At 70.1% G+C, this 24,700-nt stretch carries 23 protein-coding genes and 1 riboswitch; of the genes, 12 read left to right on the plus strand and 11 right to left on the minus strand.

The window, feature by feature from the left end; genetic code table 11:
• The first annotated feature begins 12 nt into the window (after positions 1-12).
• The 4 genes from ASG71_RS03765 (at position 13) to ASG71_RS03780 (ending at position 5,386) form a co-directional block, all read left to right on the plus strand.
• Positions 13-1,641 carry an ABC transporter ATP-binding protein gene (locus tag ASG71_RS03765; protein WP_056737326.1) on the plus strand — a complete coding sequence of 543 codons (1,629 nt, stop codon included), beginning with the start codon at positions 13-15 and terminating at the stop codon, positions 1,639-1,641.
• Positions 1,638-2,441, plus strand: coding sequence for an energy-coupling factor transporter transmembrane component T family protein (locus ASG71_RS03770; protein ID WP_056737328.1), 804 nt, complete (start codon positions 1,638-1,640; stop codon positions 2,439-2,441). The genes ASG71_RS03765 and ASG71_RS03770 overlap by 4 nt, the downstream gene beginning before the upstream one ends.
• A gap of 134 nt (positions 2,442-2,575) precedes the next feature.
• Positions 2,576-4,099 carry a UDP-N-acetylglucosamine 1-carboxyvinyltransferase gene (locus tag ASG71_RS03775; RefSeq protein ID WP_056737330.1) on the plus strand — a complete coding sequence of 508 codons (1,524 nt, stop codon included), beginning with the start codon at positions 2,576-2,578 and terminating at the stop codon, positions 4,097-4,099.
• Between the two features lie 93 nt (positions 4,100-4,192).
• Entirely contained in the window at positions 4,193-5,386 is a 1,194-nt protein-coding gene (locus ASG71_RS03780; protein WP_056738472.1) for a glutamate--cysteine ligase, read from the plus strand.
• Here the strand turns inward: ASG71_RS03780 and ASG71_RS03785 are convergent.
• The 3 genes from ASG71_RS03785 to ASG71_RS03795 are packed head-to-tail and all read right to left on the minus strand — an operon-like array spanning position 5,383 to position 7,297.
• Entirely contained in the window at positions 5,383-6,591 is a 1,209-nt protein-coding gene (locus ASG71_RS03785; protein WP_056737332.1) for an O-succinylhomoserine sulfhydrylase, read from the minus strand. The genes ASG71_RS03780 and ASG71_RS03785 overlap by 4 nt on opposite strands.
• Entirely contained in the window at positions 6,588-6,998 is a 411-nt protein-coding gene (locus ASG71_RS03790; protein WP_056737335.1) for a rhodanese-like domain-containing protein, read from the minus strand. The genes ASG71_RS03785 and ASG71_RS03790 overlap by 4 nt, the downstream gene beginning before the upstream one ends.
• Complete coding sequence (locus tag ASG71_RS03795; RefSeq protein ID WP_056738474.1) at positions 6,995-7,297, minus strand: DUF1737 domain-containing protein; 303 nt, start codon at positions 7,295-7,297, stop codon at positions 6,995-6,997. Before ASG71_RS03795 ends, ASG71_RS03790 begins: the two co-directional genes overlap by 4 nt.
• Positions 7,298-7,335: 38 nt before the next feature.
• A riboswitch (SAM riboswitch) is annotated at positions 7,336-7,449 on the minus strand.
• A 182-nt stretch (positions 7,450-7,631) separates the two neighbouring features.
• On the opposite strand from ASG71_RS03795, the gene ASG71_RS03800 reads away from it, so the two are divergent.
• The gene (locus ASG71_RS03800; protein ID WP_056737337.1) at positions 7,632-8,408 is read left to right on the plus strand and encodes a hypothetical protein; all 777 of its coding nucleotides are present in this window, start codon (positions 7,632-7,634) and stop codon (positions 8,406-8,408) included.
• Positions 8,409-8,417: 9 nt separating this feature from the next.
• Here ASG71_RS03800 and ASG71_RS03805 read toward each other — a convergent pair whose 3' ends face one another.
• Positions 8,418-9,365, minus strand: a complete 948-nt coding sequence (locus ASG71_RS03805) for an aminodeoxychorismate lyase (protein ID WP_056737339.1) — start codon at positions 9,363-9,365, stop codon at positions 8,418-8,420.
• 93 nt (positions 9,366-9,458) lie between these two features.
• Between ASG71_RS03805 and cls the strand changes: the two genes are divergently transcribed.
• Positions 9,459-10,934 carry a cardiolipin synthase gene (gene cls / locus ASG71_RS03810; RefSeq protein WP_200947935.1) on the plus strand — a complete coding sequence of 492 codons (1,476 nt, stop codon included), beginning with the start codon at positions 9,459-9,461 and terminating at the stop codon, positions 10,932-10,934.
• Positions 10,935-10,943: 9 nt separating this feature from the next.
• Here cls and pabB read toward each other — a convergent pair whose 3' ends face one another.
• The 3 genes from pabB to ASG71_RS03825 all read right to left on the minus strand — a co-directional run bounded on the left by pabB (position 10,944) and on the right by ASG71_RS03825 (position 14,103).
• Positions 10,944-13,007: an aminodeoxychorismate synthase component I gene (pabB, locus tag ASG71_RS03815; RefSeq protein ID WP_056737341.1), complete on the minus strand. Its 2,064-nt coding sequence runs from the start codon at positions 13,005-13,007 to the stop codon at positions 10,944-10,946.
• On the minus strand, positions 13,004-13,537 hold the full coding sequence (locus ASG71_RS03820; protein WP_056737343.1) for a low molecular weight protein-tyrosine-phosphatase: 534 nt from the start codon (positions 13,535-13,537) through the stop codon (positions 13,004-13,006). The genes pabB and ASG71_RS03820 overlap by 4 nt, the downstream gene beginning before the upstream one ends.
• 71 nt (positions 13,538-13,608) lie before the next feature.
• Positions 13,609-14,103, minus strand: a complete 495-nt coding sequence (locus tag ASG71_RS03825) for a MarR family winged helix-turn-helix transcriptional regulator (RefSeq protein ID WP_056737345.1) — start codon at positions 14,101-14,103, stop codon at positions 13,609-13,611.
• Between the two features lie 118 nt (positions 14,104-14,221).
• Between ASG71_RS03825 and ASG71_RS03830 the strand changes: the two genes are divergently transcribed.
• The 5 genes from ASG71_RS03830 to ASG71_RS03850 all read left to right on the plus strand — a co-directional run bounded on the left by ASG71_RS03830 (position 14,222) and on the right by ASG71_RS03850 (position 19,386).
• On the plus strand, positions 14,222-15,157 hold the full coding sequence (locus tag ASG71_RS03830) for an SDR family oxidoreductase (RefSeq protein ID WP_056737347.1): 936 nt from the start codon (positions 14,222-14,224) through the stop codon (positions 15,155-15,157).
• 1 nt (position 15,158) lies between these two features.
• Positions 15,159-16,052: an amidohydrolase family protein gene (locus ASG71_RS03835; RefSeq protein ID WP_056737349.1), complete on the plus strand. Its 894-nt coding sequence runs from the start codon at positions 15,159-15,161 to the stop codon at positions 16,050-16,052.
• A gap of 1 nt (position 16,053) precedes the next feature.
• Positions 16,054-17,268 (plus strand): acyl-CoA dehydrogenase family protein, encoded by a 1,215-nt coding sequence (locus ASG71_RS03840; protein ID WP_414826645.1) that lies wholly within the window; start codon positions 16,054-16,056, stop codon positions 17,266-17,268.
• Between the two features lie 27 nt (positions 17,269-17,295).
• The gene (locus ASG71_RS03845) at positions 17,296-17,751 is read left to right on the plus strand and encodes a MaoC family dehydratase (RefSeq protein ID WP_056737353.1); all 456 of its coding nucleotides are present in this window, start codon (positions 17,296-17,298) and stop codon (positions 17,749-17,751) included.
• Positions 17,752-17,823: 72 nt separating this feature from the next.
• Positions 17,824-19,386 (plus strand): acyl-CoA synthetase, encoded by a 1,563-nt coding sequence (locus tag ASG71_RS03850; RefSeq protein ID WP_056737355.1) that lies wholly within the window; start codon positions 17,824-17,826, stop codon positions 19,384-19,386.
• 106 nt (positions 19,387-19,492) lie between these two features.
• Here the strand turns inward: ASG71_RS03850 and ASG71_RS03855 are convergent, their stop codons facing one another.
• The 4 genes from ASG71_RS03855 to ASG71_RS03870 all read right to left on the minus strand — a co-directional run bounded on the left by ASG71_RS03855 (position 19,493) and on the right by ASG71_RS03870 (position 22,214).
• Positions 19,493-20,116 (minus strand): LysE family transporter, encoded by a 624-nt coding sequence (locus ASG71_RS03855; RefSeq protein WP_056737357.1) that lies wholly within the window; start codon positions 20,114-20,116, stop codon positions 19,493-19,495.
• A gap of 62 nt (positions 20,117-20,178) precedes the next feature.
• Positions 20,179-20,730: a dihydrofolate reductase family protein gene (locus ASG71_RS03860; RefSeq protein ID WP_056737358.1), complete on the minus strand. Its 552-nt coding sequence runs from the start codon at positions 20,728-20,730 to the stop codon at positions 20,179-20,181.
• 93 nt (positions 20,731-20,823) lie between these two features.
• Positions 20,824-21,639 (minus strand): methyltransferase domain-containing protein, encoded by an 816-nt coding sequence (locus tag ASG71_RS03865; protein WP_056737360.1) that lies wholly within the window; start codon positions 21,637-21,639, stop codon positions 20,824-20,826.
• Positions 21,640-21,716: 77 nt separating this feature from the next.
• Positions 21,717-22,214 carry a MarR family winged helix-turn-helix transcriptional regulator gene (locus ASG71_RS03870; protein ID WP_082574852.1) on the minus strand — a complete coding sequence of 166 codons (498 nt, stop codon included), beginning with the start codon at positions 22,212-22,214 and terminating at the stop codon, positions 21,717-21,719.
• Between the two features lie 172 nt (positions 22,215-22,386).
• Between ASG71_RS03870 and ASG71_RS03875 the strand changes: the two genes are divergently transcribed.
• The gene (locus ASG71_RS03875; protein WP_056737365.1) at positions 22,387-24,606 is read left to right on the plus strand and encodes an MMPL family transporter; all 2,220 of its coding nucleotides are present in this window, start codon (positions 22,387-22,389) and stop codon (positions 24,604-24,606) included.
• Positions 24,607-24,700 lie beyond the last annotated feature (94 nt).

Here is a 24,700-nt window from a genome sequence, read left to right on the forward strand (position 1 = left end):
CCCCGCGCACGGATGACAACACCTGAGGTCCGGCCCGCGGCCATCAGTGCCCGTGGCTGGGGCTGGCGGCACGCCGGCCGGTCCCGGCCCGCAGTGAGCGGCCTGGACCTGGAGATCAGCCCCGGCGAGCGGGTCTTGCTGCTGGGCCCCTCCGGCGCGGGCAAGTCCACCCTGCTGCACGCCCTGGCCGGCGTGCTCGGCGACAGCGGCGCCCCGGGGGCGGGGGATGACGCCGACGCCGACGAGACCGGCGCGCTGCTGATCGACGGCGCCGCGCCCCGGGCGCAGCGCGGCCGGGCGGGGCTGATGCAGCAGGACCCGGAAACCCAGGTGGTGCTCTCGCGGCTGGGCGACGACGTCGCGTTCGGCGCCGAAAACCTCGCCGTCGCCCCGGCGGAGATCTGGCGCCGGGTCGCGGAAGCGCTGGACGACGTCGGCCTGGCGGGCCTCCCGCTGGAGCACCCGACGTCGGCGCTCTCCGGCGGGCAAAAGCAGCGGCTGGCGCTCGCCGGGATCCTGGCGATGCGGCCCGGGCTGCTGCTGCTGGACGAGCCCACCGCGAACCTTGACCCCGCCGGGGTCCTGGAGGTGCGCGACGCCGTCGGGCGCTGCCTGGACAAGACCGGGGCGACGCTGGTGGTGGTCGAGCACCGGGTGGCCGTCTGGAAGGACCTGGTCGACCGCATCGTGGTGCTGCAGCCCGGGTCCGCCACGGAGTCCGCCGTGCTGCTGGACGGTCCGCCGGACCGGGTCCTGGAGCAGGCGCGGGACATGCTCATCGCGGCAGGCGTCTGGGTGCCGGGCCACGTCCCGGCGACGCGGGCACGTGCCGCCGGGGGCGCCGACGGACAGGGCGCCCCCGGACAGGGCACCGGGGACACCCCGGCGGACCCCGCGGCCGGCGGGCTGCTGCTCGCCGCGGAAAAACTGTCCGTCTCCCGCGAACGCCCCCGCCGGGCCGGCCTGCTCAAGGGGTTCGGCAGGATCCCGCCGGCCCCGGTGCAGGCCGGGATTACCGCCCAGGTCCGGGCCGGCGAAGCCCTCACTGTCACCGGGCCCAACGGCTCCGGCAAATCAACCTTTGCGCTGACCCTGGCGGGTCTGCTGCCCCCGGCCGCCGGAACCGTGTCCGCCGCGACCGAGCTGAGCCGGGGCGCGGGCATCGACCCGTACACCTGGAAAGCCCAGCAGCTGATCGCCCGGATCGGCACGGTCTTCCAGGAACCGGAACACCAGTTCGTCACCGGCCGGGTGCTGGATGAACTGATGTTCGGGCCCCGCCAGCTGGGCCGCGGCGAGGAGCGCGTGGACGAACTGCTGGAGCGGCTGCGGCTGCGCGACCTCGTGGACGCGAACCCCTACACCCTCTCCGGAGGCGAAAAACGCCGGCTCTCTGTCGCCACTGTGCTGGCCGCGCATCCGCAGGTGCTGGTCCTGGACGAGCCGACCTTCGGCCAGGACGCCAACACCTGGGCGGAGCTCGCCTCGTTCCTCTCGGAACTGCTCGACGCCGGGACCGCCGTCGTTTCGGTGACCCACGACGCGGAATTCAGCCAGGTCCTGGGCGGCCGCGAGCTGCGGCTGGGCGCCCCGCAGCCGGAGCTGCCGGGCCGGATGGCGCCGGGGGTGGCGGCGCCATGAGGCAGGCCCTGACCCTGGGCGGGAACCGGGCGCTGCTCACCCGCGCCAACCCGCTGGCCAAGTTCATCGGCGTCGTGCTGATCACCATCGCGCTGGCGCTGTCCATCGACTGGGTGTCCGCCTCCGTGGCGCTGGCCTTCGAACTGCTGCTGTTCCCGCTCGCCGGCCTGACCGTCGCCCTGCTCTGGCAGCGCGGTTGGCCGCTGATCCTCGCCGCGGCCGTGGGAGGCTGGAGCACCGCGATCCTGGCCCCGGACCACGGACGGATCCTGCTCGACGCCGGCATCTGGTCCATCAGCGAGGGCTCGCTGCAGCTCGGGCTGGGGTTCCTGCTGCGCGGCCTGGCGATCGCGCTGCCCGCCGTGCTCCTGATGAGCTGCACCGACCCGACCGACCTGGCCGATGCTCTCGCCCAGCAGGCGAAACTGCCGCACCGCTTCGTCCTCGGCACCCTCGCGGCCATGCGCCTGGTGGGGCTGATGGCCGAGGAATGGCAGACCATCGGCATGGCGCGGCGGGCCCGCGGCGTCGGCTCGCACGGCAACCCGGTGCAGCGGCTGAAAGCCACCCTGGGACAGAGCTTCGGGCTGCTGGTCCAGGCCGTCCGCCGGGCGTCCCGGCTGGCGGTGACCATGGAGGCCCGCGGCTTCGGCGGTGCACGGCGAACCTGGGCCCGGCAGGCCACGTTCAGCCGGCTGGATGCCTGGGTGCTCCTGGGTGGGATCCTGATTCCGGCCGCCGCGGTGGCCGCTGCGCTCGGCGCCGGCACGTGGAACATTGTGCTCCTCGGCCAGCAGTAACCGCCGGGCCTTCCGGGACCGGTCCGGCCACGGGCGCGGGCAGAATATCGCACCAGACGGATATCTTGTGAGCTTGACTGCACCTTCGCGGCTTTTGCGCGGCCGCGTAGCTCATCCGTGATATTGATGGAGGTATGACTCAACAGACTGCTGAACACGTTGGCGCCGTCCTGCGGAACGCCCGCGGCGAAAAGGGCTGGACCCAGGGCCGGCTCGCCGCGGAACTGGGCACCAGCCAAAGCGCCATCGCCCGGATGGAACAGGGCAAGCAGAACCTGAGCCTGAAAATGATCCAGCGGCTGGAAACGATCTTCGGCCGGGCCATCGTCAAAGTCGGCCGGCCGCAGATGACGCACCTGCGCGTGGAGGGCGGACGCACCCTCTCCGGTGCGGTGGACGTCAACAGCAGCAAAAATGCCGGCGTCGCCCTGCTCTGCGCCAGCCTGATCAACCGCGGCACCACGGTGCTGCGCCGGCTGGCCCGGATCGAAGAGGTCAACCGGATCGTCGAGGTGCTGACCAGCATCGGCGTCGAATGCACCTGGCTGAACGCCAACGACCTGCAGATCCGCCGTCCGGCCGTGCTGGACCTCGACTCGATGGACGTTGAGGCCGCCCGCCGCACCCGCAGCGTGATCATGCTGCTGGGCCCGCTGCTCGATGAGTCCGCCGAATACCGCCTCCCCTACGCGGGCGGCTGCGACCTCGGCACCCGGACCGTTGAACCGCACATGCAGGCGCTGCGCCAATTCGGGCTAAGCGTTGAGGCAAAGTCCGGCTTCTACAGCGTGCAGGCCCCGCCCGCGGACGGCCACGACCGGTCCTTCGTGCTGAGCGAGCGCGGAGACACGGTGACCGAAAACGCGATCATGGCCGCCGCCCACCGCCGCGGCACCACCATCATCCGCAACGCCAGCCCCAATTACATGGTCCAGGACCTGTGTTTCTACCTCCAGATGCTGGGCGTGGACATCGAGGGGGTCGGCACCACGACGTTGAAGATCGTCGGGCGCCCGTCGGTCGACGTCGAGATTGAGTACTTCCCGTCCGAGGACCCGATCGAGGCGATGAGCCTGATCACCGCCGGGATCGTGACCAACTCCGAGGTGACCATCCGCCGGGTCCCGATCGAGTTCATGGAAATCGAACTGGCGACGCTGGAACAGATGGGCCAGCGGCTGGAGGTCTCCGCAGAGTACGTGGCCCGCAACGGCCGCACCCGGCTGGTGGACGTCACCACCCGGCCCTCGGAGCTGCGGGCGCCGGAGGACAAGATCCACCCCATGCCGTTCCCGGGCCTGAACATCGACAACCTGCCGTTCTTCGCGGTGATCGCCGCCAACGCCCAGGGCCAGACGATGATCCATGACTGGGTCTACGAGAACCGGGCGATCTACCTCACGGAGCTAAACAAGCTCGGCGCCCAGGTGCAGCTGCTGGACCCGCACCGGATCTACGTCAACGGACCCACCCGGTGGCGCGCCGCCGAAGTCGGCTGCCCGCCGGCCCTGCGTCCGGCCGCCTGCCTGCTGCTGGCCATGCTGGCCGCCCGCGGTGTCTCCGAACTGCGCAACATCTACGTGATCGAGCGCGGCTACGAGGACCTGGCCGAGCGGCTGAACACCATCGGCGCAAAAATCGAGTACTTCCAAGACTGAACAGCCTGAACGGCCCGGCCAGTCTGGACGGTTTGACCAGTTTGAACCGCCCCAGCTGGCGCGGCCGGGCGGGTGCTGGCGCACAATGGTTCCATGCGCACCTTTGGTGTCGAGGAGGAACTGCTGATCGTGGACCCCGCCAGCGGGGCGCCGCTGGCCCTGGCCGACGCCCTGCTGCGGGGGCTCACGCCGGGCGCGGCAGCTGCGCACGCCGCGGACCACGACGACTCCGGCTTCAGCTTCGAGCTCAAGCTGGAGCAGATCGAAACCCAGACCCGGCCCTGCCTGGACCACGCGGACCTGCTCGGGCAGGTCCGGCAGTCCCGGGCCTTCGCGGACCATGCCGCCCGGATCCACGGCGCCCGGGTCGCGGCCCTGGCCACGTCGCCGCTGGCCTCGCCCACGCACACCACGCCCAACCCGCGGTACGCCAGGATGCAGAAACGCTTCGGCCTGACCGTGCAGGAGCAACTGACCTGCGGCTTCCACGTCCACACCTTAATCGAGTCCCCGGAGGAGGGCGTCGCCGTCCTGGACCGGATCCGGGACAAGCTGGCGGTGCTGATCGCGCTCAGCGCCAATTCGCCGTTCTGGAACGGCTCGGAGACGGGGTTCGAAAGCTACCGCACCCAGGCATGGAACCGGTGGCCCGCGGCCGGCCCGGCCATGATCTTCGGCAGCCTCCCGGTGTACCGGCGTGTGGTGGCGCGGCTGCTGGAGACCGGGGTGCTCTTCGACGAGGGCATGGTGTACTTCGACGCGCGGCTCGCCCGCCATCACCCGACGGTGGAGGTCCGGGTCGCGGACGTGTGCCTGCGCGCCGAAGACGCGGCGCTGATCGCAGTGCTGGTGCGTGCGCTGGTGGAATCCGCCAGCCGGGAGTGGCGCGACGGCGTCGACCCGGCCCCGGTGCCGACCGTGCTGCTGAAGATGGCCGCCTGGCAGGCCAGCAACTGCGGGCTGCAGAGCGAGCTGCTGGACTTCGGGACCTTCCGGCCCGCCCCGGCCCGCGAGGTGGTGCACGCCCTGGTCGATTTCGTGGCCCCGGTCCTGGCGGAGCAGGGGGAGCTGGAGCTGGTGCGGCACGGCGTCGAACGGATCCTCGCCGACGGCACCGGCTCGCAGCTGCAGCGGCAGGCGCTCAACGCCCCGGGCCTGGACACACCGTTCGACGACGCCGCGGCGGCCGCCGTCGTCGCCCACGCCGTGCGTGTGACCACGCGCGGGGAAGAGCCTGCACCGGCCGCCGGACCGGAGCCGGTGCTGGTGCCGGTCCGGCGCGGCTAGACCCGCCGGAGCGCCTGCCCCAGGTCGCGGATCAGGTCATCCACATCCTCCAGCCCCACCGAGAGCCGCACGACGCCGTCACTCAGCCCGATCGCGGCGCGCCCGTCCGGCCCCATGGCGCGGTGCGTCGTGGTGGCGGGGTGGGTTATCAGGGACTTCGAATCGCCGAGGTTGTTGGAGATGTCGATGATCTGCAGCGCATCCAGCAGCGCGAAGGCCGCCTCCTTGGCGGTGCGCCCGGCCGAGGGGGCGAGTTCCAGGGTCAGCACGGTGCCGCCGGCCTTCATCTGCCGGGCGGCCAGCTCGTGCTGCGGGTGGGAGGGCAGGAGCGGGTACCGGACCCCGTTGACGGCCGGCTGTTCCTGGAGCCATTCGGCCAGCCGCAGCGCCGAGGCGGAGGAGTGGTTCACCCGCAGGGCCATCGTTTCCAGGCCCTTGCTCAGCACCCACGCGTTGAAGGCGGACAGCGCCGGGCCGGTGTGGCGCATGAGCTGCTTGACCGGCCCCTCGATGAACTCGCGGGTGCCCAGGATCGCGCCGCCTAGCACCCGGCCCTGGCCATCGATATGCTTCGTGCCGGAGTAGACAACCACGTCCGCGCCGAGCTCCCCGCAGCGCTGCAGCAGCGGGGTGGCGAAGACGTTGTCCACGACGACCGTGGCGCCGGCGTCGTGGGCCAGCGCGCTGACCGCGGCGATGTCCACAATCTCCTGCATCGGGTTCGACGGCGACTCGAAGAACACCGCCGTCGTTGGCTCGGACAGCGCAGACCGCCACTGCTCCAGGTCCGGCCCGTCCACGAAGACCGTTTCCACGCCCCAGCGCGGCAGGATCTCGTTGAGGATCACGAAGCAGGACCCGAACAGCGACCGCGCCGCGACCACGCGGTCGCCGGCGCCCAGCAGCGCGCCGAGCGCGGTGAACACCGCCGACATGCCCGACGCCGTCGCGAAGCAGGCCTCGGTGCCCTCGAGCAGGCGGAGCCGTTCCTGGAACGTGGCCACCGAGGGGTTGCCGTAGCGGGAGTAGACGAAGCGCTCGTCCTCGCCGGTGAAGGCGCGCTCGGCCGCGGCGGCGGATTCGTAGACGAAGCCCGAGTTCAGGAAGATCGGTTCGGTGGTTTCGCGGAACCCGGTGCGGTCGAGGCCGCCGCGGACGGCCTGCGTGTCCGGGCTCCAGTCCTGGGCGTCGGGGTTGAAACTCACGCGGTGCTGTCCTGGTCGGTGGGCAGGCCGCGGTTCTTCCAGCCGTTGACGTCCCTCGCCCCGGACGGGCCGGGCTCGCCCTCGAAGCCTTCCAGCACGTTGTAGGCCGTGAACCCCGCAGTGGTCGCGGCCGCCGCCGCGGCGGCCGAGCGCGCACCGGACCGGCACAGGAAGAGCAGCTCGGTGCCGTCCCCGGCGACAGCTGCCGTGAGCTGGTCGAGGAACCGCGGGTTGGGGACGCCGCCGGCCAGGTTCCACTCGATGAGGAGCGGGTCCCGTCCGGTTCCGGCGGTGACCGGGACGCCGATCTGCTGCCATTCGGCCTCGGTCCGGACGTCCACCAGCACGGCCCCGGCTCCGAGCTTGGCCCAGGCTTCCTGCGGGCTCAGGTCCCCGGCGTAGCTCACGCGTGGCCCTCGCCGTCGAACTCCTCAGCGCCGCCGTCGAGCTCATCCACCGCGCTGGCGACGGCGGCGTCGGCGCTGGCGATCGCCGCCGGCAGCACCACGGCCTGCGCGACGATCACGGTCAGGCCGTTGAACGTGGCGGAGGGGCTGCCGTGCAGGACGTAGCCCTCGGCCAGGGCCGCCGAGACGCGCTCGCAGAAAGCGCGGTCATCGGGGCCGGTGAACAGCCGGTAGGCCAGCTTTTCCTCCGCCCGCGGACCGGTGCCGGCAGGGGAGGGGGCGGGGGCTGTGGCAGGCACAGCGGGGACGGACGCGTCGGACACGACGGATCTCCTTACTTTCACGCTTGCAGCTCGAGGGGTCGATATGCCGAGTATTCACCTGAGGCACCCCGCCGCGAAAGGAGGGTTGCCGACCGGCCAGTCAGGGCTTGGCGCCGGGTCTCATTACTCCCCAAAAACGTAGCACCTCCGGCGCCGGCCGGGCCGCCGTCGCCGTCATGTTCAGTCACGCGGCCGCGGGAGTGGTGCCTGTCCCGGAACTGTGCCATGGCGTAGTCTCACCACTGACACGCCGGCGGGGGAAATGCTGGCGCATACCACCGCACGCTCACACGAAGAATTGGGGATCCACATGTACCTGCGACGCCTCGCGCCGGCCGCGCTCCTGCTCACCATCGCCCTGGGGCTCGCCGCTTGCGGCGGTTCCGCGGCCCCGACGACGGCAGGGTCGACGCCCGCCGGGTCGCCCGGCGCCCCGTCCGCCAGCCAGTCGCCGAGCCCGACGCCGACGCCGACGCCCACTGCGGCCGCCAAAGAGTTCTCGCAGACCGAGTTGGCGGCGATTGTCGCCGGCCTTAAGGATGCCCAGGGCAAGCGTCTGACGGCCATCCCGGCCGCGCAGCTGGAAGAGGGCATCGCCGCATCGAAGGAGATGATGTCGGGCGTCGTGATTACGCCGAAGGCGTGCGCTGCCGTTGCTGACAGCAACGCCCAGATCCCGCCGGGCAGTGTCTTCGCCGGCGGCGCCTCCGAGTCGACCACCGTCCGGGCCGTCACGGCGGTGACCCTGGTGGCGTTCAAGGACCCGGCGGTGCTGGCAAAGAACGTTGAAAGCTCGGTAGCAAACACCAAAAAGTGCGAGAACTTCACCATGGAGATGCAGGGTCAGAAGCTCGAGAGCGCCACCGAAATCCTGACCGTGCCGACCAGCGCAGACGCTTCGTTCGCGTCGCTGTCCACCCAGACCATGCCGGACGGGGAAAAGCTGGTGACGGTGGTGGTGATGGGAGCCAGCGGGGGGCTCTCGGCCACCGCGGTTGTTTCCGGCCCGGATGTCACCAAGGGCTCGGCCCCGGATATGGCGCGGATGGTCGACGACGCCCTCGCCCGGGCCGGTGCCAAGGGCTGAGCCGCGGTCCTACTCGATCGTGGCGAACAGGTCGTTGAGTTCGGCCGTGAGCTGGCTCCTCAGCTCCGGGGTGCCGATTTCCTTGCCGTCGATGTGGTTCACCGGGGCGAGGAGCCGGATGCTGGAGATCAGCCAGACGGCGTCGGCGTCGTGGAGGTCGTCCGGGACCAGCGGACCGTAGCCCAGCTCCCACCCGGCGGCCTTGGCCGCGGTGAACAAGGCGCCCTGCGAGGTGCCGGGGAGGATGCCGCTGTCCAGCTGCGGGGTGATCAGTCGGCGCACGGTGCGGGTGCCGCCGGCGCCGTCGTCGACGGTGTCCAGGTGCGCCAGCAGCACGGTCGACGTCGGTCCCTCCAGGACCCGCCCGTCGGCGGAGGTGAAGATCACGTCGTCCGCGCCCTGGTGGTGGGCGTAGCGCAGCGCGGCCATGTTGACCGCGTAGGAGAGCGTCTTGGCGCCCAGCAGCAGCCAGGGTGCGCGCTCGCCGACCTCGCTGTCATAGCCGCGGTCCAGCAGCAGCACGTCGATCCCGGTCTCGCGCTGCCGGCGGCCGGCCTCCGGAGGCAGGGACGCCTGCACCCAACAGGTCGGCGTCGACGCGCCTTCCACGCCGCGGGTGGCCAGCAGCTTGACCACCACCTCGTCGTCCCCGGCCGCGTCAGCGCCGCGGAACTCGGTGATGGCTGTCTCGATGGCCCGGCGCCAAGTGTCCCCGTCCGGGATGTCCAGCTCCAGGGTGCGGGCGGAGCCGGCGAGGCGGGCCAGGTGGGCCGGCAGCTTGCGGGGCCGGCCGCCCACGGCCAGCAGCGACTCGAACACCCCGTCGCCGCGGGTCGCACCCTGGTCCGTGGCCATCAGCTGCGGGCGTGACGCGTCGGCGATGCGGCCATTCTCAAAGGCGGGATCGAGGAACACCAGCACCGTCGCGCGGGCCGGAACAGAGGCGGGGGTAGTCATGCCTTCAGCTTAGTGCGGTGCCGCCGGGATAGGATTTGCGGGATTGCCCGTTCCGGAACTGTTCCGCGGGTCTGGAGCTTGAGGGGTTCGCCTGTGCTGTGGCCATTTCCGCTAGTGGGAACACTTCCGTCCTGGGTGGTCCTCATCCTGACCCTCATCGACCTGGTGATCCGTGTGCTCGCGCTCGGCATCATTCCAGGCAACCGGCGGCCCACCACCGCCATGGCCTGGCTGCTCGGCATCTTCTTCGTCCCGGCGCTGGGGCTGGTGCTGTTCCTGCTGTTCGGCAACTTCCGGCTCTCCCGCCGCCGCCGCGCCCAGCAGGAGGCCGTCAACACCCGGATCCGGGCCGGGACCTCCGAACTGGCCGCCGTCGAGAGCCGCTACGACGGTCCCGAGTGGGTGGCGTCCGCGGCGGAGCTGAACAAGACCCTGGGGTCGCTGCCGATGGTGGATGGCAACAGCGTCGAACTGCTGCCGGGCTACCCGGACTCCATCAAGGCGATGGCCGCCGCCGTCCGGGAGGCCAAGTCCTTCGTCAACGCCGAGTTCTACATCATGAGCTCGGACCACGTCACGGACGAGCTCCTGACGGCGCTGGAGGAAGCCGCCGAACGCGGCGTGGAAGTCCGGCTCCTGTTCGACCACCTCGGCACCCTGCGGATCAAGGGGTACAGCAAGCTGAAGGCCCGGCTCAACGCCAGCAAAATCCGCTGGCGCCCGATGCTGCCGCTGCGTCCCGTGCACGGCCAGTGGCGCCGGCCGGACCTGCGCAACCACCGCAAGATCATGGTGATCGACGGCGACGTGGCGTTCACCGGGTCGCAGAACCTGATCGAACCGTCCTACAACAACCCGCGCCACCGCAAGGTCGGGCGCGAATGGGTCGAGCTCATGGCCTGCATGCGGGGCCAGATCGTGACCACCCTCAACGTCGTGTTCGCCACCGACTGGCTCAGTGAAACGGACGAGTCCCTGGAGCACCAGCTCGGGCACCGGCCGGAAGCCGTGCCCGGCCATGTCACGGCGCAGGTGGTGCCCAGCGGCCCCGGCTTCATCACCGAGAACAACCTGCGGCTGTTCAACACCCTGATCTACTCGGCCCAGCACAAGCTCTCCATCTGCAGTCCCTACTTCGTGCCGGACGATTCGCTGCTCTACGCGGTGACGACGGCGGCGCAGCGCGGCGTCGACGTCGAACTGTTCGTCTCCGAAAAGGGCGACCAGTTCCTGGTCCACCACGCGCAGCAGTCCTACTATCAGGCGCTGCTGGAGGCCGGGGTCAGGATCCACCTCTACAAGGCGCCGTTCGTGCTGCACGCCAAGCACTTCACCGTCGACGACGAGGTTGCCGTGCTGGGGTCGAGCAACATGGACATGCGCTCGTTCTCGCTGAACCTTGAGGTCTCGGTGATGATGCTGGGGGAGGACATCGTGCAGCGGATCCGCGCCGTCGAGGACACCTACCGCGGGATTTCGCGCGAACTCAAGCTGGAGGACTGGCTGCAGCGGCCGCAGCTGGTCAAGTACGTCGATAACGTCGCCCGGCTGACCGCGACCCTGCAGTAGCCGCGCCGGTCAGCCGGCCGGGAACTCCGCTCCGAGCGCGGAGAGGACCCCGAAGGCCTTGGTCCGGATTTCGTCATACTCCTCCGGGGGCGAGGAATCCGCGGTGATGGCCCCGCCGACGCCGAGGCCCAGCTCGGCGCCGTGCTCCGTCGATGCCACCACTAGGGTGCGGATGGCCACCGCGAGGTCGGTGGCGCCGCTGAGTGAAAAGTAGCCGATCGCGCCCGAATAGACGCCCCGCGGCGCGGCCTCGAGCCGGTCCAGGATGGCCATGGTGCTGACTTTGGGCGCCCCGGTCATGGACCCGGCCGGGAAGCACGCGGCCACGGCTTCGGCCCGCGGCGTCCCGGGACGCAGCCGCGCGTCGATCGTGCTGACCATCTGGTGGACCGTGGCGTAGCTCTCGATCGCGCAGAGCCGGCTGACCGTGACGGACCCGGGCACGGCGAAGTGGCTCAGGTCGTTGCGCAGCAGGTCCACGATCATGATGTTCTCGGCGCGGTCCTTGGGTGAGGATTCCAGGTCGGCGAGCAGCATTGCGTCCTGATCGGGATCGGCGGCGCGGCGGCGGGTCCCCTTGATCGGCTCGGCCCGCATCCCGCCGTCGGCGTCGATGCGCAGGAAGCGCTCCGGCGACGTGCTGGCCACGGTCAGGGCCGGGAAGCGCAGGTAGCTGGCGAACGGCGCCGGGCTGCGCCGGCGCAGCGCCAGGTAGGTGGGCCAGGGATCGAGGTCCGCGGCGGTGGCGGCCAGTGACGTCGTGAGGCACACTTCGTAGCTGTTGCCCTCGGCGATCTCGTACTGCGCGGCCGCGATCTTGGCCTTGTACGCCGCCTCCGTGTCCCGGGCGCGGAAGTGCGGGGCGGCGGCGGCGCCGGACGGGGCCGGGACAGCCTCTCCCGGCAGGGCCGCGCGGGTGACGGCGGTGCGGGCCGCCGCCAGCCAGTCCGCCGCGTCGGGGCCGGCGAGGGCCAGCAGCCACGCCGTGCCCTCCCGGTGGTCCAGCACCACGGCGCGGCCGGCGAAGATCAGGCAGGCGTCATCGGTCGCGGCGGCGACGTCGCTGCCTCCGGTTTCCCGCTTGAGTTCATAGCCGAGGTAGCCGAGCCAGCCGAGGACGAACTCGCACGGGTAACCCTCCGGGGCGTCCAGGGCCCGGCTGCCCCAGGCGCCGTCCAGCCAGCGGAAGAAGCCGCCCTCCACCCGGACGGCGGCCTGGCCGAGGTCCACCCAGCTCTGCCCCGAGCGGTGCCGGACCGCCTCGCCGAAACTGCCGCCGTCGTCCGCCAGGATGCTGAAGCGGCTGCGCTCGGCAGCCTCCGCGCCCCAAGGCAGCCCGGCGGCCGCGCCGCCGAAGCCTCCGGCCTCGGCGAGGGAGGAGTCCAGCCAGACGGCGTGCGCGGAGCCGCCGTAGAGCTCGGCGAAGAGCCGGGCCGCGTCGGGGGCCGCCTCAAGCCGCTCGGCCCGCAACTCCAGCCCGCGACGGCCCGACAGCTCGGGTGCGAGGGCCGGGGCCAGGGCCGGGACATACTGCAGGGCGCGCAACACCTGGTCCGGTGCGCTGCCGTCGGCCAGGCTCTGAACCCGCACGTCGGCCCGGGAGGGAACGTCGTCGGCGGCCAGCCACGCGTCTTCCTGCCGGGCCCACAGTCTCCAGTAGGGCCGGTAGCTGTCCCCGTCACGGGCGAGGGCCCGGGCGCGGCGGTCCGGGCCGGAGGCGTCGGCCCAGACCACCGCGTCCAGATACGGCGCCGCGGCCGCGGCCCCGGCGCCGACGCCCTCCACCAGGACGATTTCGGCCGGCTCGGTCCGGCGTGCGGCGCCGTCCCCGTGCCGTTCCCAGTCCCAGCTGACCCAGTGGGCGGCTTCGCCGCGGCGCAGCGGGGCGGCGACGGTGGTGGCGTAGCGTTCGATGCCGGCGGCGAGTCCGTCCCAGCCGGGGTAGATGTCCTCGAGGTGGAAGAGCGAGACCTTATGGTGTTCCCGGAGCCGGGCCGCGAGCTCGATGGCCAGGGTGGTCTTTCCGGCCCCGGAGCGTCCGTCGATGGCGATGATGACGGGTGCTGGGCTCATGAACTAGAGCGTACCCGCTGCCCCAGGTCCAAAACGCTGCGGACGTGCGCCAGGATGCCCGGGACTGCCGCGCTGATCAGGTCCCAGGTCGACTCGAAATCGGCATGGCCGCCGTACCACGGGTCCTCGATCCCCTGGTCCAGCGGGTCCCTGCCGGCGACCGCGGGGTCGAAGCTGCGCAGCATCCGGATGTTGCCCAGCGCGGCCTCGTCCGGTGCCGCCTGGCGGAGCCAGCCGTAATGGTCGACGTCGAGCGCCAGGATCAGCTCCCGCGAGCGGAACCACTCGTGGCGCCATTCGCGGGCCACATGCGTTGCGGAGGAAATGTTGTGGGCGGCCAGGGTGCGGGCGGCCCGGGGGTCGATCGGGCGTCCGGCCTCATAGTCGGTGATCCCCGCAGAATCCACCGTGACGCCGGGAAGCTGGGCCCCGGCAACGGCTTCGGCGAGCATCAATTCGGCCATCGGCGAGCGGCAGATGTTCCCGGTGCAGACTGCGATGATCCGGTATTGGCTCGACGATGAGTTCATGCTTAAGAATGGCCGATCCCGCACCCTCTTGGCTACTCGCCCACCGGAATATGTGACAAATATGTCAATGATTATTCGTTTTTTGTCACATGCGTCCGGGCCCGCAGGGCCTTGCGGAGCAGGTCCTTCAGTTGGCCGACCTCGGCGGCGCTGAGCGCGGCGAGGGCCTCGGCCTCCGCCTCTTCGGCCGCGGCTTCGGCCTGCCGGAAGAGTGCGGCGCCCTCTGCGGTGGCGGAGACAATCTTGGCCCGGCGGTCCTGCTTTCCGGGGGCCCGCACCACCAGGCCGCGCTTTTCCAGTTCGTCGATCAGGGCAACGATCTGGCTGGGATCGAGGCTGAGGAACTCCGCCATCTCGCGCTGGGTGGGCTCCAGGTCGCTGGTAGCCAGGGCGAGCACCGAGTAGGAGCGCTCCTTGAGGTCGAACGCGGCCAGCGCGCGGTTGTTCAGTACCGAGCCTGCGGCGTGCAGCTTGGCCAGCAGGAAGCCGGCGTCGGCGCTGATCGACGCGGCCTCGAGCTTGTCCACCGGGTTGCTGCCCGCGCCGGTCCCGGTGTCAATGGTCATGCGCACTCCAATAGTCAAAAAAGTAAATCGTTGACATTTTCAATCATCCATACTTTCATGGATTCAGATCAGCATGCCATGCCGGTGGGCGGGATGCACAGCTAGCGAAGGAGCAGCGATGAGCCTGGCAGGAAAAGTAGCAATCGTCACGGGAAGCGGCCGCGGCCTCGGGCTGGCCTACGCCCGGGAGCTGGCACGCCAGGGGGCGGCCGTCATCGTGAACGACGTCGACGAGGCCGTCGCGGACGAGGCGGTCCGCACCATCCAGGCCGACGGCGGCCGCGCGGCCGCCGTCGTGGCACCGGTGGGAAGCTCCGAGGTCGCCCGGCAGCTGGTCGAGGCCGCCGTGGCGGAATTCGGCGGACTGGACATCCTGGTCACCAACGCAGGCATCCTGCGGGACAAGAGCCTGCTGAAGATGACGGACGAGGACTTCGACGCCGTCATCAACGTCCACCTCCGCGGTACCTTCACCTGCGCCCGCGAAGCCTTCGGCTACTTCAAGGAGCACGGGGTCGCGGGCCGCATCATCACCATCGGCTCCCCGACCGGCCAGCGCGGCAACTTCGGCCAGACCAACTACGCCGCCGCCAAGGCCGGGATCGTCGGCATGGTCCGCACCTGGGCACTGGAAATGAAGAAGGCGGGCGTCACCGCCAACGCGGTGATCCCCGTCGCGGCAACCGCCATGACCAAGACCGTTCCCTACTTCCAGAAGGCCGTCGCAGCGGACGAACGCGGCGAAGCAATGCCGGCCTTCTTCCGCCACGACCTCGGCTTCGGCACCGCCGACGACGTCGCCGGGCTGGTCGCCTTCCTGGCCTCCGACGCCGCGGGCGGGATCACCGGCCAGGCCATTGGTGCCGGCGGGGACCGTCTGCAGCTGTGGACCCACCCCGAGGCGGCCGCCACCGAATACCGCGAGGGCGGCTGGGGATATCAGGACCTCGTGGACAACTTCGGCGCGCTCTTCGGCGACAAGCTGCAGAGCGTGGGCGAGGAGTTCTTGCCGTTGCCGGAGGACCTGCGGCCGGAACCGGCCGAGGCCCGCTGAGATGGCCACCGGCCGCTACGAACTCGGCATCGATGCCGCCTCGCTCGACGCGATCGACATGCATGTCCACCTCGAGGTGGACAGCTGCGGCCACGGCTCGCTGCCCGACGCCCTGACCGAGGCCTCCGCCAAATACTTCAAGGCCGAGGAACGGACTCCCTCGCTGGACCGGATCGCGGAGCTCTACCGCGAACTGAACATGGCCGCCGTCGTCTTCACCGTGGACGCGCGCACCCAGCTCAAGCACGAACCCAACAGCATCCCGGAGCTGATCGCCGGGGCGGCGCGGAACAACGACGTGCTGATCCCGTTCGGCAGCGTCGATCCGCGCACCGGCGCCGAGGCCATCCAGGGCGCCAAGCACCAGGCGGTCGACCTGGGTGCCCGCGGCTTCAAGTTCCACCCCAGCCTCCAGGGGTTCGACCCCTCCAATGAGCAGTTTTACCCGCTCTGGGAGGCCCTGCAGGAGCTGGGGCTGCCGGCGATCTTCCACACCGGCCAGAACGGCATGGGCGCCGGACTGCCCGGCGGATACGGCATCAAACTGGCCTACTCCAACCCGCTGCTCCTCGACGCCGTGGCCGCCGACTTCCCCGAACTGCAGATCATCATGGCCCACCCCTCGGTGCCGTGGCAGGACGAAGCGAACTCGATCGCCACCCACAAGGCCAACGTCTTCATCGACCTGTCCGGCTGGTCCCCCAAGTACTTCCCGGAATCGCTCGTGAAGATGTCCAACTCGGTGCTGCAGGACAAGGTGCTGTTCGGCACCGACTTCCCGCTCATCACCCCGCAGAAATGGCTGGGCGCCTTCGCGGACTTGCCGCTCAAGGACGCGGTCCGGCCGAAAATCCTCAAGGACAACGCCGTCCGCCTGCTCGGGCTCGGTGGTTGAGGTGGGCCTGGAAACCGTGGCACAGGAGCGGCTCTACGGCGTCTGCGACTACTACGACGCCGAGTCCCTCCTCACCGACGCGGAGCGGCGCGTGCTGGGCCGCCTGCGGACCTTCCTCGACGAGCAGGCCAGGCCACTGCTGGCCGACTACTGGGAACGCGGCGACTTCCCGGACCAGCTGGCCCGGCCGCTGATCGACCTGGACCTGATGGAACCGGCGGACCTCGCCGGAACCTCCGGGCCGGACCGGGCACCGGCCCGCGGGATCTACCACGGGTTCCGGACCTTTGAACTGGCCCGGACCGACGGCTCACTGGCCACCTACTACACGGCCCAGGCCGGGTTGTTCCGGACCGCCATCCGGGTCGGCGCCTCGGCGGAACAGCAGGCCGAGTGGATGCCGCAGGTCATCGATTTCTCGCTCAAGGGCGTCTTCTCGCTGACCGAACCGGACCACGGCTCCGACATTGCCGGGGGCCTGTCGACCAGGGCCCGCCGGGACGGCGACAGCTGGGTGCTCGACGGCGCCAAGCGCTGGATCGGGGGAGCGGCCACCGCCGACGTCCTGGCGGTGTTCGCCCGCGACGAGGCCGACGGGCAGGTCAAGGCCTTCCTCGTGGACCGCCAGGCCCCCGGCGTGAGCGTGCAGAAGATCCACGGCAAGACGGCACTGCGCATGATGCAGAACGCGCACATCACCCTCGAGCAGGTCCGGGTTCCGGATGAGATGCGGCTGCACAACGTCAAGTCCTTCCGGGACGTGGCCGCCATGCTGCGGGCGATGCGTTCGGACGTTGCCTGGATCGCGACCGGCATGGCCGCCGGCGCCTTCGAAGCCGCCCTCCGCCACACCACCGCCCGGCAGCAGTTCGGCCGTCCGGTGGGTTCCTTCCAGCTCGTCCAGGAAAAGCTCGCCCGGATGCTCGGCAACGTCACCGCCTCCTTGTCGCTCGTGGTCCGGCTGACCGAACAGCAGGACAAGGGCATCTACCGCGACCAGGACTCGGCGCTGGCCAAAATGCAGGCCGCGCTCCTGATGCGCGAGACGGTGGCGCTGGCCAGGGAGGTGGCGGGCGGCAACGGCATCACGCTCGAATCCGACGTCGCCCGCTTCCACGCCGACGCCGAGGCCGTCTATTCCTACGAGGGAACCCACGAAATCAACGCCCTGATCGTCGGCCGCGCCCTTACCGGCGAAAGCGCCTTTACCCGCTAACCACCCCACCTATCCCAGGAGCCCGCTATGCCCAACCTCGTCGTCGACTTCGACAAACTCCTTACCCTCGCCGGCACCGACCTCGGCGCCACCGACTACCGCGAAATCACCCAGGAACAGATCAACAAGTTCGCCGACGCCACCGGCGATGACCAGTGGATCCACGTCGACGTCGAACGCGCCAAGGAGGGCCCGTTCGGCGCCCCGATCGCGCACGGCTTCCTGACCCTCTCGCTCATCATCCCGTTCTGGGGCGAACTGTTCGACGTCGAGGGCGTCACCACCAAGGTCAACTACGGCCTGGACAAGGTCCGCTTCACCGCCCCGGTCAAGGTCGGTTCGCGGATCCGGATGCGCGCCACGATCGCCGAGGTCACCGAGGTGAAGGGCGGCGCCCAGATCAAGGTCTCCAACACCATCGAGATCGAGGGTCAGGAACGTCCCGCCGTCGTCGCCGAATTCCTCGCCCGCTTCTACAAGTAAGCGCAACGACCGGGAGACCGTCCTGCCCTCGCCGGCACCGCAGGCGTACCGTCTCTGTAGAAAGGAAGTGCCGTGGAGAATTTTGGCATCGGCTCGTGGCTGCAACGGCGCAGACCGAAGTCGGGCGCGAAAGCCGCCGTCATCGCCGGCCCGCGCGAACTCAGCTACGAGCAGCTGGCCCTGCGCTCCGCTCGGCTCGCGAATGCCTTCAGCGCCCGGGGGGTGGGAAAGGGCGACAGGGTGGCCTACCTCGGTGAGAACGATCCTTCCTTCCTGGAGACCCTGTTCGCCGCGGGCCTGATCGGTGCGGTGTTCGTGCCGCTCAACACCCGGCTGGCGCCGCCGGAGATCCGGTTCCAGCTCCAGGACAGCGGCGCCGTGGTGCTGGTCCACGCCGCCGCCCTGGCCGCGCTCGCGGAGCGCGGTTCCGCGGAGACGGCGGTGCGGGCCCGCTTCGTCGTCGACGACGGCGCCGCGGCCGGCGCAGGCGACGGCGCGGCGGAGGACTACGAAACCGTGCTGGCATCGGGGGCGGACACCGCGCCCGACGTGCCGGTGGGTCTCGATGACGCCGCCATGATCCTCTACACCTCGGGCACCACCGGCAGCCCCAAGGGCGCGTTGTTGACCCACGGCAACATCACCTGGAACTGCCTCAACGTGCTGGTGGACTTCGATTTCGCCGCCACCGACGTGGCGCTGATGATCTCGCCGATGTTCCACGTCGCGTCGCTGGACATGGGCGTCCTGCCCACCCTCCTGAAGGGCGGCACCGTGGTCCTGGAAGCCCGGTTCGACCCGCGCAGGACGCTGGAACTGATCCAGCAGCACCGCGCCACGACCATCAGCGGGGTCCCCACCACCTACCAGATGCTGTGCGAGCACCCCGACTGGGACGCCACGGACCTCAGCTCGTTGAACAAGCTGACCTGCGGCGGTTCCGCGGTGCCGATGCGGGTGCTGGAGGCCTACGAACGCCGGGGCCTGCGCTTCTCCAACGGCTACGGCATGACCGAGACCGCGCCGGGGGCCACCAGCCTGCCCGCCGCGCGTTCCCGGGACAAAGCCGGGTCCTCAGGGCTGCCGCACTTCTTCACGGAGGTCCGGGTGGCCGACCCCCTGGACCCCGAGGCCGGCCCCGCCGCGCCGGGAACCGTGGGGGAAATCCAGGTCAAGGGCCCCAACGTCATCCGCGAGTACTGGAACCGTCCGGAGGCGACGGCCGAGTCCTACACCCCGGACGGCTGGTTCAAGTCCGGCGACATGGGCTACACGGACCCGGAAGGCTTCGTGTTCATCTCGGACCGGCTCAAGGACATGATCATCTCCGGCGGCGAAAACATCTACCCCGCCGAAGTGGAGCAGGCGATCGCCGAGCTCGACGCCGTCGGAAGTGTCGCGGTGATCGGCGTCCCGGATGAGAAGTGGGGCGAGGTCCCGCGCGCCGTCGTGCTGCTGCGCGACGGCGCCCGGCTCACCGAAGAGCAGCTGCGCGCCCACCTGGACGGGAAGCTGGCCCGGTACAAGATCCCCAAGTCCGTCGTGTTCGTCGACGACATGCCCCGGACCGCCAGCGGGAAGATCCGCAAGGCCGAGCTGCGGAAACTGACCCGCACCACCGGCCAGCCCCAGTAGCGCGAACGTACACTTCGCGCCCCGCGGGGTGGCCGCGAACGTACACTTCGCGCCCCGCGGGGTAGCGCGAACGTACACTTCGCGCCCCGCGGGTGGCCGGACGCGGCTAGTGGATGAGCGCCAGCAGCACGCCGACGGCCATGAACAGCACGCCGAACGTCCGGTTCAGGATCCGCTGCCCGCGGGCGTCGTGGGTGAACCGCTGGAACGTGGTGGCCGCCGCCGCGAAGAAGAACCACATGACCAGGATGTCGATCACGATCACCGTGGCAGAGAGCACGAGGTACTGCGGCAGCAGCGGCTGGTCGGGACGGATGAACTGCGGCATGAAGGCCAGGAAGAAGACGATCGCCTTCGGGTTGAGCAGGTTCACCCAGAGGCCGCGGCGGAACATGGAGAAAGCAGGCTCGTTGCGGAGCGCTGCCGCCTTCTCCTGGTCCAGGTCCGGCTTGTGCCGGAATTGCTGGATGCCCAGGTACACCAGGTACGCGGCGCCCGCGTACCTGATGACGTTGAAGGCCACCGGCGAGCTGGCCACCAACACCCCGACGCCGAGGGCCACGATCAGGATGTGGACCACGAGGGCCGCCTGCTGGCCAAGGATGCCCCAGATGGAGCGCCGGAAGCCCGAATTCAGGGAGTTGCTCATGGTGTTGATGGCGCCTGCGCCGGGCGTGAAGCTGATCAGGACACCGGCGCCGACCAGGGCCAGCCAGAGGGAGATTTGCACCTTCCAAGTTTACGGTTCCCTGGGTGCCGCTTCCGCCTGATGACGCGGGCGGCGGCCCCGTCTCAGCCCTGCCGGAGTCCGTAGCTGAGGATCAGGTTGCCCTTGCTGGTCTGCTCCGAGGACTGCAGTTCAAGCCGGGTGAGCGGATCGCCGTCGTTGAACAGCCGCCGGCCGCTGCCGGCAATGACCGGGTGGACAATCAGCATCAGGCTGTCCAGCAGCCCGGCGAAGAGCAGCTGGCGGACCAGTGAGATGCTGCTGAAGACGCCGATGTCGCCGCCGTCGCCCTGCTTCAGGTCCGCGACGAACTCCTCCAGGGAACCCGGGATCAGCCGCGCGTTCTGCCAGGCGAGGTCCCCGGTCAGCGTCCGCGATGCCACGTACTTGGGCAGCGGGTTGATGAACCCGGCAAAGTCCTCATCGACCTCGGCATTCGGCCAGTACTCCGACCATTGCTGGTACCCGACCCGGCCCAGGATCCCGGCGCCGATCCTGCCCGTCATCGCGTCCATCCCGGCGCCGAGTTCCTCATCGAAGCTGTCGAACTGCCACTTGAACGGGTCTTCCACCACCCCGTCCACGGAGCTGAACAGGCCGGCCGTCACTTTACGCATGGGTGCTCCTCGCTGCTGGGTCGTTGAGTGCACCCTAGCGGCAGAAGCGGGGCCCGGAAAGGCCTGCGCGGGATGGCGTGTCGGCGGATCACCTCAGGCCCGGGCGATCACCTCGCCGTTCGGAATCAGGAACCAGCCGTCGTCTGTGGAACCCCAGCGGTGCCAGCCGGCAGAAATCCGGGCCAGGTCCGCCGGGGTGGCGAACCCGTACTCGAGCGCCTGCTCTGCGAAGGCCGAGTGCAGCACCCGCTCGCCCCACACCCGGGCCTGCCAGCGCCGAAGCTGGCCGGTGGCGTAGAGCCAGTTGCTGCTCGACGGTGCGACGTCGGTGAAGCCCGCGGCCTGCGCCCAGGACACCAGCCGGCGTCCGGCGTCGGGTTCCGCGCCGTTCCGGCGGGCGATGCGCTGGTAGAGCTCCATCCACTCGTCCAGTTCGCGCAGCGCCGGATACCAGCTCATGCCGTGGAAGTCGGCGTCGCGGACGGCCACGATCCCGCCGGCCCGGGCCACCCGGCGCATTTCCCGGAGCGCTGCCACCGGGTCGGTCAGGTGCTGCAGCACCTGGTGCGCGTGCACGACGTCGAACGTCTCGTTCGGATAGTCCAGGTCGTAAAGATTGTCGGCGGCAAATCGGACGTTGGGCACTCCGCGCTCGGCGGCCAGGGCGCTGGCCTGCGCGATTACCTCGGGGGCGCGGTCGACGCCGGTGACCTCGCCGGGGGCGACCAGGACGGCGAAGTCGCACGTGATGCTGCCGGGCCCGCAGCCGACGTCGAGCACCGACACGCCTGGCGTCAGGTGCGGCAGGACGAACGCCGCGGAGTTCTGCGCCGTCCGGGAGGCGTGCGCGCGGACCACGGACTCGTGATGGCCGTGGGTGTAGACATCGTCGGGCTGCTGGGCGCTCATAGGCAAACGCTACGCCTGCCGCCCGGGGATCTGGGCCAACCCGGTGGCAGCAATTGCCGGCGGTCCGGGGCGGCCGGCTAGCGCGGGTCCGCGGGGGCGGCGGCTTCCTCGCCGGCGCGGACGGTGGCATCGATCATGGCGGTCATGAAACGGGTGGCCACCTCCAGCTCCTCAGGGGTGAAGGACTCCAGGGCGGCCGCCATGTGGCGGGCGAGCGGCAGGAACATCGCGCCGCCGTCGCGGTAGGCCTTGGGGGTCATCCGGAGCTGGACCTGCCGGCGGTCCGCGCCCTGCCGTTCCCGGACCACGTGACCGGACTTGTCCAGCCGGTCGATCAGGGCCGTCGTGGCGGGGGAGCTCAGGTGCAGTTCGCGGCGCAGCACCCCCGGGGTGACCACCTGGTTCCGCGCGGTGTGGTGCATGATCACGGACAAGGCGTTCAGGTCCGTCCGGTGCATGTCGTTCCGGCCGCCGGCGGCGTCCACGTAACGGTTGGCCTCCAGGCTGAACTCCTGGAGCAGGTGCACCAGGGGCGGACCGTCGACGTCGGGACGCCCCGGTATGTCTGTTGCCATTGCACCCATCCCTCTCCCGCTGCTGCGGCCGCGCGGCCTGCGCCGAGCGCCCTCCGGAGTTTACTCCAGCGCTGCCGCAACAAATCTTACTAGCCAGGCACTTATATCGATGATGGAGATAATCTATGATTTACTAAAGTCTACTCCGCCAAGCCGACCCGAGAAGGACGCCATGAAGAGCAGCAGGCAAAACAGCACCCGAGTCCCGTTCTGGCTGCGCTGGCTGGTGCCCGCCGTCCTGGTGGTCGCCTGGCTCGCCATTGCCGGGATCGGCGGCCCCACGTTCGGCCGGCTGAGCGAGGTCTCCTCCAATGACCAGGCCTCCTTCCTGCCCGCCGGTGCCGAAGCCACCGCGGCCCAGGACTGGCAGGCCAAGTTCCGTGACTCCAAGGAGATTCCGGCGGTCATCGTGATCGAGAACGATGCGGCCTTCACCCGGACCCAGCTCGGCGAGGCCGCCGCGCTCAAAGGCAAGCTTGAGGAGCTGCGGGCCGGGAGCACCGTGATCGGCCCCATTCCCTCCGAGGACGCCAAGGCCGTGCAGTTCGTGGTGCCCATCGCCTCCTCCGACGAGGTCAAGGAGGTGGTGAAGGAACTCCGGGACGAGGTGGCGGCCGCCGCCCCGGACGGCATGCGCACCTACGTCACCGGCCCCGCCGGGCTGACCGCCGACCTGGCCGGCGCCTTCGCGGGCATTGACGGCATCCTGCTGCTGGTGGCGCTGGCGGCGGTCTTCGTGATCCTGCTGGTGGTCTACCGCTCGCTGCTGCTCCCGATCACGGTGCTGTTCACCTCCGTCTTCGCCCTCTGCGCCGCGATCCTGCTGGTCTTCGGGATGGCGAAGCTGGGCTGGATCCAGCTCAACGGCCAAAGCCAGGGCATCCTCTCGATCCTGGTCATCGGCGCCGCCACGGACTACGCCTTGCTCTACGTGGCCCGCTTCCGTGAAGCCCTGACCCACACCACGAACCGCACCGGCGCGGCCCTGACCGCGTGGAAGGCCGCCTGGGAGCCGATCCTCGCCTCCGGTGCCACGGTCATCATCGCGCTGCTGTGCCTGCTCTTCTCCGACCTGAACTCCAACAAGGCCCTGGGCCCGGTGGCCGCGGCGGGCATCCTCTGCAGCCTCTTCGCGGCTCTGACCCTGCTGCCGGCCATGATGGCGCTGCTGGGCCGCACCGCCTTCTGGCCGTTCCGCCCCAAGCTGCTCCCGGAGACCGAGCGCGAGCCGGAACTTGTCACCGGCCTCGAGGGGCAGAAGGGTATTTGGCGCGCCACCGGATCCCTGGTGTCCCGCCGGCCCCGCACCGTCTGGGTGGCCTCCGTCCTGCTGCTCCTGGTGGCTTCCGCCGGCGTACTGCAGCTGAAGGCCAACGGCGTGCCGCAGACCGACGTCATCCTCGCCGCCTCGAACGCGGTGGACGGCCAGGACGCCCTGGCAAGGCACTTCGACGCCGGTTCCGGCAGCCCCGCCGTGGTCGTCGCCGAGGAAGCGAAGGCCCAGGAGGTGCTGGAGAAGGTCAAGGCGAGCGACGGCGTCGGCGATGCCTACCTGCTGGCCGAGGGCAATGTGCCCATCGTTCCGGGCGCCCCCGGTGCCCCGGGCGCTCCGCCCGCCACGCCGTCGGTACGCGACGGCAAGGTGCTGATCAACGCCACCCTGAACTACGCCGCGGACTCCAATGAGGCCGAAAACGTCGTGGTCAGCCTCCGCCATGACCTGAAGAAGATCGACAGCGGAGCCCTGGTCGGCGGGGTGACCGCCACCGCCCTGGACACCAACACCACCGCCCAGCGCGACCTTGTCACGATCATCCCGGTGGTGCTCGCGGTCATCCTGGTCATCCTGATGCTGCTGCTCCGCTCGGTGCTGGCCCCGGTCCTGCTGGTCGCCTCCGTGGTGCTGTCCTACGGGGCCGCGATGGGCGTCTCCGCCGTCGTGTTCAACAACATCTTCGGCTTCCCGGGAGCGGACGCCACCGTTCCGCTCTTCGGGTTCGTCTTCCTGGTCGCCCTCGGCGTGGACTACAACATCTTCCTGATGAGCCGGGTGCGTGAGGAATCCCTCAAGCACGGCACCCGCCCGGGCATCCTCCGCGGGCTGGGCGTCACCGGCGGGGTCATCACCTCCGCCGGGGTGGTGCTGGCGGCAACGTTCGCCGCCCTGGGTGTCATCCCCATCATGTTCCTGGTCCAGCTGGCCTTCATTGTCGCCTTCGGCGTGCTGCTGGATACCGTCCTGGTCCGGTCCTTGCTGGTCCCGGCGCTCGCCTACGACATCGGCCCGCGGATCTGGTGGCCGAGCAAGCTGGGCCGGCCCTCGGCCAACGCGGCCGGCCGCACTGCTCCCGCCGCCCCGGAACCGGAGTCTGCCGACGCCGGAGTCCGCTAGGCGGATCCCCGGCCGGGCCCCCGCGCCCGGCCCGCAGCCGCCGTCACCGTCCCTGGTCCCCCCACCAGGCGACGGTGGCGGCGGCTGCTTCCTT

Origin of the sequence: Arthrobacter sp. Soil763 (genome assembly GCF_001428365.1) — a bacterium.
In the GTDB taxonomy this organism is placed as follows: Bacteria; Actinomycetota; Actinomycetes; order Actinomycetales; family Micrococcaceae; genus Arthrobacter.

Excerpts from the sequence above, each read along its gene's own strand:
- ASG71_RS03765 (WP_056737326.1), top strand. The coding sequence starts at position 13 with ATGACAACACCTGAGGTCCGGCCCGCGGCCATCAGTGCCCGTGGCTGG.
- ASG71_RS03770 (WP_056737328.1), top strand. The coding sequence starts at position 1,638 with ATGAGGCAGGCCCTGACCCTGGGCGGGAACCGGGCGCTGCTCACCCGC.
- ASG71_RS03775 (WP_056737330.1), top strand. The coding sequence starts at position 2,576 with ATGACTCAACAGACTGCTGAACACGTTGGCGCCGTCCTGCGGAACGCC.
- ASG71_RS03780 (WP_056738472.1), top strand. The coding sequence starts at position 4,193 with ATGCGCACCTTTGGTGTCGAGGAGGAACTGCTGATCGTGGACCCCGCC.
- ASG71_RS03800 (WP_056737337.1), top strand. The coding sequence starts at position 7,632 with ATGTACCTGCGACGCCTCGCGCCGGCCGCGCTCCTGCTCACCATCGCC.
- ASG71_RS03805 (WP_056737339.1), bottom strand. The coding sequence starts at position 9,365 with ATGACTACCCCCGCCTCTGTTCCGGCCCGCGCGACGGTGCTGGTGTTC.
- pabB (WP_056737341.1), bottom strand. The coding sequence starts at position 13,007 with ATGAGCCCAGCACCCGTCATCATCGCCATCGACGGACGCTCCGGGGCC.
- ASG71_RS03820 (WP_056737343.1), bottom strand. The coding sequence starts at position 13,537 with ATGAACTCATCGTCGAGCCAATACCGGATCATCGCAGTCTGCACCGGG.
- ASG71_RS03825 (WP_056737345.1), bottom strand. The coding sequence starts at position 14,103 with ATGACCATTGACACCGGGACCGGCGCGGGCAGCAACCCGGTGGACAAG.
- ASG71_RS03830 (WP_056737347.1), top strand. The coding sequence starts at position 14,222 with ATGAGCCTGGCAGGAAAAGTAGCAATCGTCACGGGAAGCGGCCGCGGC.
- ASG71_RS03835 (WP_056737349.1), top strand. The coding sequence starts at position 15,159 with ATGGCCACCGGCCGCTACGAACTCGGCATCGATGCCGCCTCGCTCGAC.
- ASG71_RS03845 (WP_056737353.1), top strand. The coding sequence starts at position 17,296 with ATGCCCAACCTCGTCGTCGACTTCGACAAACTCCTTACCCTCGCCGGC.
- ASG71_RS03860 (WP_056737358.1), bottom strand. The coding sequence starts at position 20,730 with ATGCGTAAAGTGACGGCCGGCCTGTTCAGCTCCGTGGACGGGGTGGTG.
- ASG71_RS03865 (WP_056737360.1), bottom strand. The coding sequence starts at position 21,639 with ATGAGCGCCCAGCAGCCCGACGATGTCTACACCCACGGCCATCACGAG.
- ASG71_RS03870 (WP_082574852.1), bottom strand. The coding sequence starts at position 22,214 with ATGGCAACAGACATACCGGGGCGTCCCGACGTCGACGGTCCGCCCCTG.
- ASG71_RS03875 (WP_056737365.1), top strand. The coding sequence starts at position 22,387 with ATGAAGAGCAGCAGGCAAAACAGCACCCGAGTCCCGTTCTGGCTGCGC.